This is a genomic window from Leucobacter sp. VD1 (assembly GCF_037150695.1).
Taxonomy (GTDB): domain Bacteria; phylum Actinomycetota; class Actinomycetes; order Actinomycetales; family Microbacteriaceae; genus Leucobacter.
Genome location: NZ_JBBCPO010000004.1, coordinates 1 through 13,785, shown reverse-complemented (window position 1 = coordinate 13,785; position 13,785 = coordinate 1). Strand labels below are relative to the sequence as shown.

Below are 13,785 nucleotides of genomic sequence, written 5' to 3'. Positions count from 1 at the left end.
GGTCAATCGGATGATCGATCACCTCGCCGATGCCCCCATGAGCCCGCTCGGTCGCCTCGCTGCACGCCGTCTCGGGCGCCCGGCGCCGCGAGGCAGCGTGAGTGCCACCGCCTTCGCGGAGCGGCCGATCCGCTTGCTCATCGCGCCCGTCAACTATTCGGGCCAGGCCTACGCCTGGGCCCGGGCTCTCGAAGCTGCAAACACCTCGATCTCAGCCCGCAATATGGCGATCGAGGTGCCCGGAGGATTCGATTTCGCAGCGGATCTGCTCGTGCCCGTCGGCACCTACCACAACGACACTGACTGGCAGCAACGCCAACTCGACGCCGCATCGCACGCCACTCACGTGCTCATCGAAGCTGAGGAGCCGCCTTTCGGCCGTCTCCTGGGGCGCTCCGTCGCCGCGCAGGCGCAGGCGCTCCTCGATCGCGGTGTCGACGTCGCCTATCTCGCGCACGGCACCGATGCCAGACTGCCATCGCGGCACATGCGCGAGCATCCGATCTCCTACTACGACGACCCCGCCGTGTACTTGCCGCGGGCCGAGCAGGTCGCCGCACGCAACATCGCATTGCTCAAGAGCTGTGGCCGCCCCGTGTTTGTCTCCACCCCTGACCTGCTGAGCGATCTGCCGGGCGGGGTCTGGTGCCCGGTAGTTGTGGATCCCGCTCGTTGGGCTGCACCGGGTCGGCGGGAGCGGCCCGCCGGGGCACCACTTCGTGTCGCCCATGCCCCGTCCGTCGCCGCATACAAGGGAACTCCGCTCATCATGCCAGTGCTGGAACGGCTGCAGGCGGAGGGGGTTATCGAGCTCGACCTGATCCAGGGAGTGCCCTCTGCCAATATGCCTGCCAGGTTCGCTGCGGCCGATGTCATGCTCGACCAGTTCCGCACCGGCTCGTACGGCGTGGCCGCGTGCGAGGCCATGGCTGCTGGCTGCGTGGTGGTGGGCGAGGTCTTCGAAAGTGTGCGCAACAGTATTCTCGAGGCGACGGGCATGGACTTGCCTGTGGTCGAGGCGACACCAGGTACCCTTGAGGGCGCGTTGCGTCGTCTCGCCGCGGACCCGGATCTCCCGCGTAAACGTGATCGCAGCGTCGAGTTCGTGAGCGCCGTGCACGACGGACACCACTCGGCCCGGGTGCTGCAGCAGCACTGGGTTTCCCGCCAGACCCGCGAGGAGGGCCCCCATGCATCCCGCAGCTGAACGCCTCTGGAAACTCGTCCCCAAGTTCGGGCAGGACGCGATCGCAACGACGGTCGACCGCCTTAAGGGCGTCGTTCCACCCCCGCCGCCGCTCCCTGACGAGAGCAAGGACGTGCGTCTGTTCATCGGCCCCGTGAACTACGCGGGCCAGGGCTATCAGTGGGGCCGGGCTGCCGAGGCGACGGGCCGGGTGTCGGCGCGCAACTACGTGCACGACGGCAACAACCTGCTGCACTATCCCGCTGACTACACCGTTTCTTGGCGCACCACTGAGCATTCCCGCGCGTGGCAGCATGCGATGGCCGAGACGCTCGCAGAGCACTACACGCACGTGCTCATCGAAGCGTGCTACCCGATTCTCGGCGGCATGTTCTCTGGTGACATGCGGCATCAGATCGCGCTCATGCGCGAGGCGGGGCTCAAGGTCGCGTTCGTCGGGCACGGCACCGATGTGCGCCTTCCTTCCCTCCACGCCAAGCTCGACGAGTGGTCGTATTTCCGCGACTCAGACTGGATCGACCCCGCTCTCGTGGAGCCCGTGGTCGCCGCAAATCTGCAACTCATCGCCGATACGCAGGCTCCGGTGTTCGTGTCCACAGCCGGACTGCTGCTCGATCTTCCCGATGCACACTTCTTGGGGGTCATCATCGATCCCGATCGTTGGGCGAACGATGCTCCCTTGCTCGAGCGAGAACGCATCAAGGTGGTGCACGCCCCCACGAACCCGATTCCGAAGGGCACCCCCTATGTGGCCCCGGTTGCGCAGAAGCTCCACGATGAAGGTCTAATCGAGTACGTCGAGCTGCGTGGGATCCCGAATCATGAGATGCCCGCCGTGTTCGCCGACGCCGACGTGGTGCTCGACCAGTTCCGCTCGGGCGATTACGGTGTGGCCGCCTGCGAGGTCATGGCGGCGGGCCGTATCGTGCTCGCGCACGTCAGCGAGCAGGTGCGCGGCGAGGTCGCCGGCCACGCCGGCATGCCTCTTCCGATCCACGAGACCACAGTGGAGAACGTCGAGGCTACGCTGCGTGACATCGTGGCCCGCCGCGAGCACTATCGCGAGCTCGCTAGCAAAGGCCCCGAGTTCGTGCGTCGTCTGCACAGCGGCGAGTTCTCGCGCGGTGTGCTGATGCAACACTTCTTGGAGGCCTAGTGCGCGTCATCATCGCCACCCGCATCTACCGACCCGAGCCGGCGGCGGCTTCGCTGTATCTCGGTTGCGTCGCCGATGCGCTGCGAGAGCAGGGTGCCGAGGTCGAAGTGCTCACCGCGGAGCCGGTGCCCGGGCAGGGCAACGGGTCGCGCGGAGAGCGCATTCGCACGTTCCCGGTGCTGCGCGATCGCAACGGCTACCTCCGCGGATATGTGCAGTACATGAGCTTTGATATCCCGCTCTTCTTCAGGCTGCTGTTCGCCCGCCGACCCGATGCCGTCTTCGTGGAGCCTCCGCCCACGACAGGGGCTGTGGTGCGGGTGGTCTGCGCGATCCGGGGTATTCCTTACGTCTACGATGCCGCCGACATCTGGTCGGATGCCGCCGGTTACATGGGCACTTCGTCGCTTGCGGTACGCATCCTGCGCAGTATCGAGCGCTTCGCGTTGCGGGGCGCTCGCGGGCTGGTGACGATCTCAGAAGGTGTAGCGGATCGCGTGCGCGCGCTTGGGGTGCACACGCCCGCCACAGTCACTGGATTCGGTGCAGACACGCTGATCTTCCACTACGCCGAAGCCCCGGTCGAACGGGTATTCCTGTACGCCGGCACCTACACCGAGTTGCACGGCGCCGACATCCTGATCGAAGCCTTCGCGCGTTTCTCGGCAACACACCCCGGTTACAGGCTGCGCTTCATCGGGAACGGCAGCGGGCAGGAGCAGATGCTGCAGCACGCGCACGAGCTGGGGATCGGGGGATCGGTCGACTTCGTCGACCCGGTGGCACCGGCCGCACTGCAGCCCGAGTTCTCGCGCGCTGTGGCCAGCCTCTCCACCCAATTCCCGGAGCCAGGCTACCGTTACGCTTTTACTTCAAAGATCTACTCCTCGTTCGCTGCCGGCTGCCCGGTGATCTTCGCGGGCCCCGGGCCGACGGGAAGCTTCATCGAGCAGGCTGCGCAGCAGATCGAGCTCGGCTCTGCGGTCGCCTACGAAGCCGATGCCATCGCGGATGCGATGCGCTCGCGCGCCGATGCACCCCTGCCTGCTGAGAAACGGCGCGCGCTCGCTTCCTGGGCGGCGACCCACCATTCAATGGGGGCCGTGGGGAGGCGAGTCGCCGAGGTGATCTCCGCGGCTGCACGCACCCGCGGTGGGCGGCGCTGATGAGTCCATTCTTCTCGAACGCTGCCGCTTGGGCGATCAAGCATCGCTCGAGGCTACCCGCGTGGATGCAACGACTCATGGAGTCGGCGGCACGCAACCCCGACGGGGTGATGGGGCGGCTCACCGGCCGTTTGCTGGGCAGCGGAAACGCACCGAACACCGACGTACCCGACACCGCGGTGCGGGTGTATATAGCCCCCACGAATTACGCCGGACAGGGGTTCCTGTGGGCGCGATCGCTCGAGGCCGCCGACCCCCGCGTGGGGGCACGCAATATGGCGATCACGCTGCCCGGCGACTATGCGTTCCGCGCCGATACTCCGGTGTCCATCGCCGCGTTCAACTCCTCCGAGGCGTGGGGCGAAGCAGAGTGGAAGGCCGCGCAGCATTTCACTCATGTGCTTGTCGAGGCTGAACGACCCATGTTCGGGCGACGCTTCGGCCACGATCTGCGTGCCGAGGTCGCAGCGCTGGAGGCAGCCGGGCTCTCAGTGGCGTTCATCTGCCACGGAAACGACATCCGCGATCCGGATCGTCACGCGGCGCTCACGCCGTGGTCGCTGTTCCCAGAAGATCCGCGCACCGAGTTCTTCCGCTCCGAGGCGAGGAAGAACCTGGCGCTCATCACCGAGTTCGGCAACCCCGTGTTCGTATCCACACCAGACCTGAGCGCTGATGTGCCTCACGCTACCTGGTGCCCCGTCATCGTCGACCTCGAACGCTTCGGCGGACAAACCCCTCCCGTGTTCAGTCAGGAGCGCGTGCGCGTCGTGCACGCATCGAGCGATCCCTTCGGCAAGGGCACCAACTACATCGAGCCGGCGCTTGCGCCGCTCATCACATCGGGGATGATCGACTACCGTCTCGTCACCGCGACACCGGCCGCCGAGATGCCCGCGGTCTTCGCCGCAGCAGACATCGTGATCGACCAGTTCAGGGCAGGTTCCTACGGTGTCGCCGCATGCGAGGCGATGGCCTCGGGACGCGTGGTCCTCGGCCACGTCATGCCCGTCGCGCGCGACTTCATCACCCAGCAGACTGGCCTCGAACTCCCCATCGTCGAGGCCACGCCCGACACACTGCGCGCGGTGGTCGAAGAACTCGCAGCCAACCCAGACCGAGCGCGCGAGATCGGGGAGGCCGGGCGCCACTACGTCACAAACGTGCACACCGGTGAGGCTAGCGCTCGCGCGCTGCTCAGAGCCTGGATCGGCGACTGACGCCGCTTACCAGTTCAGGACGAGGCCACCCCAGGACAAGCCGACGCCGAAGCCCAGAAGCATCACCCGCATACCGGGCTGCAGAGCACCCTGGCGCACGGCTTCGGTGAGGGCAATGGGAATCGTCGAAGACACCGTGTTGCCAGACTCTGAGAGGGCGACGAAGAACTTCTCCTGAGGCACTTTCAGCTTCTTGCGCAGGTGCTCGAGCATGAATGCATTAGCCTGGTGGAAGACGAAGAGGTCGATATCGTCGAAGCCGAGTTCGGCCTTCGTGAGAATCGCATCGACAGATTCTGGCACCACCCGCAGCGTGAAGTTGAAGATCTCGGGGCCGTCCATGTACAGGTCGTAGCCGTTGCTTTCGAGTCCGCGTTCGGCCGCAGGCGACTTCGCCTCAATGTCACCGCCCTGCCGTATACCGCCGTGTGGCACCACCAGCTTGCCAGCGCCCGAACCATCAGTGCCGTAGGTGAGCGCTGTGATCCCCGAAGTTTCACCCGGCTCAGCGGTGACGAGAGTGGCAGCGGCCCCGTCACCGAAGATCGTGCGCACGCTCTTGTCGCTGGGATTGACGAACTTCGTGTAGGTGTCGGCGGTGATCACCAGCACATTCGAGACCTGACCCGACTCGATGAGGCCCTTTGCCTGGCCGAGGGCGTAAATGTACCCCGAGCAGCCAAGATTCAGATCTGCGGCACCGGCCGTGCTGCGCAGGCCAAGTCCCTCGTGCACGATGCACGCCGTGGTTGGCAGGTAGAAGTCGGGGCTTTGCGTGCAGACGATGAGGTAGTCGATCGACTCGGGTGGGACGCCGTGCTCGCCCAACAGACGTCGGCCAGCTGCGATCGCGAGATCGGAGCTGAATTCGTTTTCGCCAGCAATGTGCCGGCGGTCGATACCGGTCTTCGCCGAGATCTTCTCGACGCTCCACTCCGGAAACTCGGCCGAGAGATCTTCGTTCGAGAGAACGCGCTCGGGAAGGTAGTAATCAACGGCGGAGATACGAGCCTGCATAGCTGCAATCCTACCGCGCACCGCCGCGAGCGAGCGATGCGCGCCGACGGCGCGTGCACAACTCAGTGAGCCGTGTAGCCACCATCGACCACGACCGTCGTGCCGGTGACCCATCGGGAAGCATCCGAAAGCAAGAACAGGGCGGCATTCGCCACGTCATCTGCCGAGCCGATACCCAGAGGGTGCTCCGACTCGATGCTCTGCCATGCGCTCTGACCGACCTTGCGCCGTAACTCGTCGGTGAGCGCCGTCTCGACGATGCCCGCCGCGATGCTGTTGACGCGGATAGCTTCGGGCGCGAGTTCAAGCGCGAGCGAGCGTCCGAGCGACGACACAGCAGCCTTGGTGGCTGCGTAGACGCTCACACCGGCCTCACCGACAAGCCCCACAGCCGACGACATCAGCACGATGCTCGCCTGTTCGGCCCGCACCTTCGTGCTGCGGAACGCCTTCGAAAGCAGCACGCTGCTCGTCACATTCGTCTCGAACAGGGCGGTGATCTGCTTCGCAGACACCGCTCGCAGCGGTGTCGTCGCGTGCACACCAGCAGCGTGCAGCAGACCTCCCAGCGGCCCCACGGCTTCGACGGCATCTCGCATCAGGCCTGCGTAGCCGGCATGATCCGACAAATCAAACGACAGAATGTGATGCCCGTCACCGTCGAGCAGAGCCGCAGTCTCTTCCAGCGCCTCCTGGCGGCGAGCCACGAGCACCAGCCGTGCACCGGCACGGCTCGCGAGCACCGCAGTCGCCCGGCCGATGCCGGACGAGGCGCCGGTGATCAGCAGAGCGCGATCCTCCAGCCGGAGGAAGTCGCTCACGACTGGGCCGAGATCAGAGCCTGCAGGTCTGCGACGGTCACGGCCTTGGCGAGCTCATCGGCGTCGATCTGCAGCCCCAGACGCTCATCGATCTCGGCGATGAACGCCAGGTTGGCGAGAGAATCCCAGCCCTGGTCCTCCAGGGAGTCGGTAGCGGAGGCCTCCTCGACCTCGAGAATCTCTGCGACCAGCTCGAGCAATGCGTCATGTTCCATGGGGATAGCCTAACAACCAACGGGTTGCTTCGCGTCACGAGCGTCCTTCCACCGACGCATACGACGCTCGAGGGGATGCTCGATGAAGCGGTACAGCATCCACGCGAGCAGCAGATCCACCAGGAACACTCCGGCGAACCACACGAGATTGCGCCAACTCGGCTCCTGGTAGCCGAACACGCGCAGGGCAAGGTAGATCACCGTCGCGTGCACGAGATAGAACGCGAACGACCATTCACCCAGCTTCACCTGCCAGCGACTCTCGAAGCCCGAGCGCTTTCCGTCCAGAGCACGCGCCGCGAGCGATACGATCGCGAGTCCGACCGCCACGGTGACGAACTCATTGCCGAAGACTCGCAGCGGCAGCAGCGTCCCGAAAGCCTCGCCACCGGCCATGAGGCACAGGAGCGCAAGAAGCGCACCCACCCCGACCACCGGGTGCACACGGGGCCGCCACCCCGCCCGGATCGCCCAGGCGATGGCCATGCCCAGCACGAACTCGGGCAGCCGCGTCACCGGCATCGGGACGGCAGTCAGCCAGGACTCTGGCCAGAACACCACTCCGAGCCGGTAGGCAAAGGCCCACGCCACTGCGATGCCGGCCATGACGAGCGCACCCCGCTTCGCGAAGCGCAGCAGGTTCCTCGCGAGGAACGGGTGCAGGGCGTAGAAGAAGAACTCGACTGTGAGCGTCCAGGCCGCGGGATTGCCCGAGAAGAGGATCGCCGGGTTCGCCCACCAGCCCTGGATCACCAGCACGGAGAGCAGCAGCACTCCCACGTCGAACGGCTTCAGGAAGCTACCCTCGGGGATCGTGGCGAGCGTGTAGAACACGGGCACCGCGAAGAGCAGCGCAACGATGTGCGCTGGCCAGATACGGGCGAAGCGCCGCCAGTAGAAGGTGCTCAGAGGCACCCTCGGGCGCAGCGACCAGGTGAGCACGAAGCCGGAGAGCACGAAGAAGAACGTCACACCAAAGTAGCCCTGGTTGAAGACCGTCGCAATGGGCTCCGGCAGCGGAGCAAAGACCCGCATGTGGAACAGGAACACGGCGAATGCGGCCCACCAGCGCAGTCCAGTGAGGGCATCGATCCTCGGCATCCTGCGTTCGAGTATCGCGGAACCGCCGAACGTCACTGATGTCTCCCGCGGGTGTCGTGCTGATCATGGACCGTGGCCCACTGTACCCGATGCGGGGCACCGATCTCCGCCCGCTACCATCGAGGGTATGGCCGAACCCCTTGTCGACGTCATCATCCCCGTCCATTCGAAGACGCGTCCGGTCGCCAGGGCAGCGGCGTCGGTCCTCGATTACAGTGAGACCGACGTCCGGGTGAACGTGGTGGCGCACAACATCGACCCGGCTATCATCCGAGCGAATCTCGGTTCCATCGCCTCAGACTCTCGCCTGCGGCTGTTCCACCTCGCCGACGGTATCCCCTCCCCCGCCGGCCCGATGAACCTGGGCCTCGACCGGGCGACAGCTCCCTATGTGTCCCTACTCGGATCCGATGACGAGTTCGCCCCTGGCGCCATCGATTCCTGGCTCGCCATCGCCCGCGAGACCGGTGCGAGCACCGTCATCGCGCGCATCGATCGCGAACTCAGCGGCGTGGAGCCGCTGCCCCCGACGCGACGCGCTCGCACCCGCGACCTCGACCCCGTGAAAGACCGCCTGGCCTACCGGTGCGCCCCGCTCGGGCTCATCTCGCGGATGCACTTCCCCGAACTGCGTTTCACCCCCGGCCTCGGCTCGGGTGAAGACCTGGAGTACACAGCAGTGCTCTGGTTCCAGGGCGAACACATCTCCTACGACCGCAACGGCCCGGCCTATATCGGCCACGAAGACGAGCACGACCGCGTCACCGGGGCGAAACGCTCGGTCGCCGAAGATTTCGCCTTCTTCGCAGCGATTACCTCAGCGCCCTGGTTCGCCCACCTCAGCCCCAGACAGCGCACCGCACTCGGCGTGAAAACGCTGCGGCTGCACTTCTTCGACGCCGTCTTTGCCAGGCTCGACGCGCCCGAAGGATTCGCCGCGCATGTGCGACCACTCACGGAAGTACTCGACACCATAGAAGCTGCGGCGCCGGGCAGCATTCGCCTGCTCTCGCGTGCGGACCGGGCCGTGATCGACGAAGTGCTCGGTTCAGCCCCGGACACCTCTCGCATCCTCGCACTGCTCGGCGCGCGATGGGGCGGCGGGCTGAACGCCGTACTGCCCCGCAATCCGCTGTTCGCCCTGCACCCGCAAGCACCGTTCCGCACACTCAGGAACACGCGGCCGTAGCCGCAGAAACGACGCAGCCATGATCAAGCCCCTCGTCGATGTCACCATCGCCGTACATTCCGCGACCAGACCCATCTCTCGAGCCGTCGCCTCAGTGCTCGAAGGCACCGCAGCCCCGGTGCGCGTGAACGTGATCGCACACAACATCGACCCGGAGATCATTCGCCGCAATCTCGGCACATACGCAGACTACCCCGCGCTGCGGCTCCTCAGCATCAGCGACGGCATCGCCTCCGCAGCGGGCCCCATGAACTACGGCCTCGCCCACTCCGAAGCCCGCTACGTGAGCATCCTCGGCTCAGACGACGAGCTCGCTCCAGGCGCTATCGATTCCTGGCTCGCTACCGCCCGCGACACCGACGCCGACGCGGTTCTCGCCAGAATCCAACTCGCCAACGGCGGCGTCGACCCCTACCCGCCTGTGCGCGGTGGTCGCCGAACACAACACCTTGACGCACGGCGCGACCGCCTCGCCTACCGCAGCGCACCGCTTGGCCTCATTGATCGTGAACGGTTCGGTCACCTGCGCTTCAGCGAAGGGCTCAGCTCCGGCGAAGATCTCTCATACTCGCTCACACTCTGGTACACCGCTGAGCGGATCGCATACGACCTCTACGGCCCGCCATACGTCGGCCACGACGACGCCGACGACCGGGTGACCTTTGCCCCTACTCGACCACTCGAAGACGACTTTGCATTTCTCAGCGAGCTTCAGCAGCTGCCCTGGTTCACCGCGGCGAACCCCGCAATCCGCACAGCGATCACCGTGAAACTCATCCGCATCCATTTCTTCGACGCGGTGCTGGCGCGATCAGCATCGCAGCAAGCATTCGACGAGAACCGTGAAGGCCTCGCCACTCTCGCAGATAGGCTCATCGCCATCGCTCCCGGGGTCGACCAGCTCCTCTCACGCAGCGACCGCGCTGTCATCACGGTGCTGCGCGATCCGCAACCGACATTCGACGCCATCTGCGATGCGATGCAGGCTCGCCGGTCCTATCTGACGCCGGCATCACTCATCCCAAGCAATCCACTCCTCGCGCTGCACGCGCAAGCGCCATTCCGCACCCTGTTCGCAGGCTTCCGGATCATGCGTCGCTACCCGCGAGGCTGACTGCAGCCGGAGTCACAGCAGCTGCAAGCACCGCGGCGGGCAGGGGTGCCTGTCCGCCGCGGTGGCAACGGCAACGGCAACGGCAACGATCAGCGGACCTCTCCGCCGAGACCCGCGAGCGCCACCTGCTCACCAAATGCGGGATGCCGACGCGCCACCTCGGCAAAGGTGCCCTGCGCGACAATCACACCGTCGTCGAGGTAGCACACCCTGTCGTAATCCTTGATCGTCGAGAGACGATGCGCCACCGAAATCAAGGTGACCTCGCCCTGCAACTCCTTGATCGCGCGGGTGACCTCGTCTTCGGTCTTAGTGTCGAGCGAGCTCGTCGCCTCATCGAGCACCAGCACCAGCGGGTCAGTGTAGAGCGCGCGAGCGATACCAAGCCGCTGCTGCTGACCACCCGAAAGCGACACCCCGCGCTCGCCGATGCGCTCGTCAATACCCGCGGCCCGATCCGCAATGAGGGAGCCGAGCTGGGCGCGCTCCAGCGCGTAGGCGACTCGCGCGCGATCGATTTCATCGTCAGTCCAGGAGAGCGCCACGTTCTGCGCAATGGTGCCATCGAAGAGCGCCACCCGCTGCGGCACGTAGCCGACACGGCCGCGCCACTGTCGCAGTACCGTTCGCAGGGACTCACCGTCGAGTTCGATAGACCCCGCGGTGGCCTGGCTGAGACCGAGCAAAAGGTCGATGAGCGTCGATTTGCCAGCACCCGAAGGGCCGACGATACCCACCGAGCTGCCCAGCGGAATATCGAGGCTCATACCGCGAATCACATCGGCAGCAGCGCCGGGGTAGCGGAATCGCACGTCGTTCAGACGCAGCAGCTTCGGGCTCTCAGCCAGTTCAGCGGTGTCTGCCGGAGTCTGCGAGGTCTTCATGTCGCTCTCGGCTGCGATGAGGTCTCCCACCACATCCTTCGCACCAGGCATACTCGCGGTCGCCTGCACGATGCCACCCTGAACGCCCGTGAGAGCGGGAATCAGACGGAACCCCGTCGTTGCGAACAGCGCTACAGCGGCCAGGGCCGCCTGCATCCCGCCCTGGAAATAGGAGAAACCGCCGATGAGGGCGATACCGCCCAGCAGTGCAGCCTCGTAGGCGAAGCCGGGAAGCACGCCCAGGAACGCCCCATTCGCACGGGCCCGGGTGCTATGGCGGCGATTCGAGGTGACGAGATCAGCAACTTCGCCCAAGCGATTGCGCAGGCTGAGCTCCTTCAGCGCTTCGATCATCTCCGTCATCAGATTCGCTACCCGATAGCTGTACCTCAGGTTCACTTCGCCGGCTTCGAGTGCGCGCCGCGTGACGACAAAGTGCACAACGAGCATCACCAGCGACAGATAGACGAAGGCGATCACCGAGGTCATCGGGTCTGCGATGACGAGCACGCCGAGCACCAGCACGAAGGTGAAGAACGCGCTGGGGATCCGCATGATGGGCAGCACGAATCCCGCCATCGCGTTCGCGATGCCTCCGTCCGCGATGCGCGTGATCTCGGCGATCGAGCGCTTCGAGCGCTCTTCCCAGCTCGAATTGATGTAAGCCCGGAACAGGCGATCACCGATCTCGAGCTCGTACTTCGCAAACTTTCGGGTGGCGAACCATTGCAGCACCACGTTGAGCACCGACTTCAGCAGCATGAGCGCCAAGGAGATCAGCACAAAGAGCGGCGCAGCCTCGGGCTGCAGCTCGCCGACCACGGGGAGCTTGATCGTGGTGCCCGCGATTGCGGGGCCGATCACGATCGCGAGCAGCGACATCCCGATCGCATCGAGTGCGGTGATGAGGCTTGTCGCCACGATGTATCCGACGAAGTAGCGCTGCGCACCAGCGGGAAGCAGGGGCAGCAGCTGTCGAAGGACGCGCCAGATCTCTTTCATAGAGTACAGGTCAGGCGCCGGCGTTCACCACCGCGGTGACCGCGGTGACGATGCGCTCGATGTCGCCCTCGGCGAGCGAGGGGTGCACGGGAAGCGAGAGCACCTCACGCGCGGCACGCTCGGTCTCAGGTAGATCGAGCCCGGGTGCGAACTTCGTGAGCGAAGGCAGGCGGTGGTTCGGGATCGGGTAGTAGACGCCCGAGCCGACACCGTGCTCCTCTTTGAGAGCAACATGGATACGGTCTCGCTCCCCGGCGTCGAGACGCACGGTGTACTGGTGGTACACATGCACGGCACCCTCGGCAACCTTCGGGGTCTGCACACCGGCCAGACCGGCCAGACCCTCGTTCAGTGCTGCCGCATTGCGCTGACGCTGCGCGGTCCAAGCGTCGACCTTGGTGAGTTGCACACGGCCGATGGCTGCGTGGATGTCGGTCATTCGGGCGTTGAAGCCAATGACCTCGTTCTCGTACTGCTTTTCCATGCCCTGGTTGCGCAGCAGACGCACATTCCGAGCAATTTCACCGTTCACACACGAGACCATGCCGCCCTCGCCCGAGGTCATGTTCTTCGTGGGGTACAGGCTGAACATAGCGAAGTCCCCGAGCGTGCCCACCGGGCGGCCGCCCCAGGAGGCACCATGCGCCTGGGCTGCGTCTTCGTAGATCGCAAGACCGTGCTCGCGCGCAATGGCCTCGATCTGGTCGACGATGAAGGGATGACCGTACAGGTGCACGGGCATGATGCCCTTCGTGCGCGGGGTGATCGCAGCACGCACCGCCTCGGGGTCGAGGGTGAAGTAGTCGGGCTCGATGTCGACGAACACGGGAGTGGCGCCCGTGAGCGCAACCGAGTTACCCGTAGCCGCGAAAGTGAAGGAGGGCACGATAACCTCGTCGCCCGGGCCGACACCAGCTGCGAGCAGTCCCAGGTGCTGGCCGCTCGTGCCGGAGTTTACCGCGACGACTTCGCGACCGCCCACGAAATGCGCCGAGAACTCCTGCTCGAACGCTGCAACCTCTGGCCCCTGCGCGATCATGCCGGAGCGCAGAACGCGGTCGACGGCCTCGCGCTCTTCATCGCCGACGATCGGCTTGGCTGCGGGAATGAAATCCGTCATCGAAAGATCCTTAACTCTCTTCTCAGGCAGGGACGCCACGGTGTGCACTCCCATCGATCCTACTCCGGGATTACTCGAGGATCGCTCCGGGCGATAGATGCGACGCCCAGGATCGGCAGGGGATCGGGCTACTGGGACGCGGTCGTTTCGTCTTCAGCCTTTGCGACTGGGGGCACAGCGAGCGAGGCCGGGGCTGAAGCGGTTACGGAGGCTGGCACCTCGCGGACGCCCTCCGAAGCCGACCATGTGAGCGCGCCTCGCTCGAATTCCTGACGCGAGACCCCGCCGGAACGGATCTCCGGCCCGACAGGCAGCCCTAGTGACCCCGAAGGGCCACCGTGCGCCAGGTACCAACTGCGGATAGCACCGTTGATCACCGAAGCACCAGTCCGATTCGACCAATACGCCGTACCACGCTCAAACTCCTGACGCGACACCCCATTCGAACGCACCTCAGCACCAACAGGCAGACCCAAATACCCATCAGGGCCACCCTCGCTCAGATACAAACCACGAATCGCACCATTGATCACCGAAGCACCAGTCCGATTCGACCAATACGCCGTACCACGC

General features: G+C 65.3%; 13 protein-coding genes. 6 read left to right on the top strand and 7 right to left on the bottom strand.

From position 1 onward, the window contains the following. The first annotated feature begins 10 nt into the window (after positions 1-10). The 4 genes from WFL22_RS12050 to WFL22_RS12035 all read left to right on the top strand — a co-directional run bounded on the left by WFL22_RS12050 (position 11) and on the right by WFL22_RS12035 (position 4,749). Positions 11-1,207 (top strand): hypothetical protein, encoded by a 1,197-nt coding sequence (locus WFL22_RS12050; protein WP_336653160.1) that lies wholly within the window; start codon positions 11-13, stop codon positions 1,205-1,207. Then, the gene (locus WFL22_RS12045) at positions 1,191-2,363 is read left to right on the top strand and encodes a hypothetical protein (RefSeq protein WP_336653161.1); all 1,173 of its coding nucleotides are present in this window, start codon (positions 1,191-1,193) and stop codon (positions 2,361-2,363) included. Before WFL22_RS12050 ends, WFL22_RS12045 begins: the two co-directional genes overlap by 17 nt. Continuing rightward, complete coding sequence (locus WFL22_RS12040) at positions 2,363-3,529, top strand: glycosyltransferase (RefSeq protein ID WP_336993015.1); 1,167 nt, start codon at positions 2,363-2,365, stop codon at positions 3,527-3,529. Before WFL22_RS12045 ends, WFL22_RS12040 begins: the two co-directional genes overlap by 1 nt. A gap of 65 nt (positions 3,530-3,594) precedes the next feature. Then, positions 3,595-4,749, top strand: coding sequence for a glycosyltransferase (locus tag WFL22_RS12035; RefSeq protein WP_336993014.1), 1,155 nt, complete (start codon positions 3,595-3,597; stop codon positions 4,747-4,749). A gap of 6 nt (positions 4,750-4,755) precedes the next feature. Here the strand turns inward: WFL22_RS12035 and WFL22_RS12030 are convergent, their stop codons facing one another. The 4 genes from WFL22_RS12030 to WFL22_RS12015 all read right to left on the bottom strand — a co-directional run bounded on the left by WFL22_RS12030 (position 4,756) and on the right by WFL22_RS12015 (position 7,903). Further along, entirely contained in the window at positions 4,756-5,766 is a 1,011-nt protein-coding gene (locus tag WFL22_RS12030; protein ID WP_336653164.1) for a 3-oxoacyl-ACP synthase III family protein, read from the bottom strand. A 62-nt stretch (positions 5,767-5,828) separates the two neighbouring features. Then, on the bottom strand, positions 5,829-6,587 hold the full coding sequence (locus WFL22_RS12025; protein WP_336993013.1) for an SDR family NAD(P)-dependent oxidoreductase: 759 nt from the start codon (positions 6,585-6,587) through the stop codon (positions 5,829-5,831). Continuing rightward, positions 6,584-6,802: an acyl carrier protein gene (locus WFL22_RS12020; protein ID WP_336653166.1), complete on the bottom strand. Its 219-nt coding sequence runs from the start codon at positions 6,800-6,802 to the stop codon at positions 6,584-6,586. Before WFL22_RS12020 ends, WFL22_RS12025 begins: the two co-directional genes overlap by 4 nt. A gap of 9 nt (positions 6,803-6,811) precedes the next feature. Next, positions 6,812-7,903 (bottom strand): acyltransferase family protein, encoded by a 1,092-nt coding sequence (locus WFL22_RS12015; RefSeq protein ID WP_336993012.1) that lies wholly within the window; start codon positions 7,901-7,903, stop codon positions 6,812-6,814. Positions 7,904-8,030: 127 nt separating this feature from the next. Between WFL22_RS12015 and WFL22_RS12010 the strand changes: the two genes are divergently transcribed. After that, a complete protein-coding gene (locus WFL22_RS12010; protein ID WP_336993011.1) occupies positions 8,031-9,092 on the top strand; it encodes a glycosyltransferase family A protein in 1,062 nt (353 codons plus the stop codon). 19 nt (positions 9,093-9,111) lie between these two features. Next, positions 9,112-10,206 carry a glycosyltransferase gene (locus tag WFL22_RS12005; protein WP_336993010.1) on the top strand — a complete coding sequence of 365 codons (1,095 nt, stop codon included), beginning with the start codon at positions 9,112-9,114 and terminating at the stop codon, positions 10,204-10,206. Positions 10,207-10,295: 89 nt separating this feature from the next. Here WFL22_RS12005 and WFL22_RS12000 read toward each other — a convergent pair whose 3' ends face one another. From WFL22_RS12000 to WFL22_RS11990, 3 genes are all read right to left on the bottom strand, one after another. Next, entirely contained in the window at positions 10,296-12,092 is a 1,797-nt protein-coding gene (locus tag WFL22_RS12000; RefSeq protein WP_336993009.1) for an ABC transporter ATP-binding protein, read from the bottom strand. A gap of 10 nt (positions 12,093-12,102) precedes the next feature. Then, positions 12,103-13,212, bottom strand: coding sequence for a DegT/DnrJ/EryC1/StrS family aminotransferase (locus tag WFL22_RS11995; RefSeq protein ID WP_336993008.1), 1,110 nt, complete (start codon positions 13,210-13,212; stop codon positions 12,103-12,105). Positions 13,213-13,340: 128 nt separating this feature from the next. After that, positions 13,341-13,785: LGFP repeat-containing protein (locus WFL22_RS11990; protein ID WP_442918979.1), on the bottom strand; the 445-nt coding region annotated here is incomplete at its 5' end.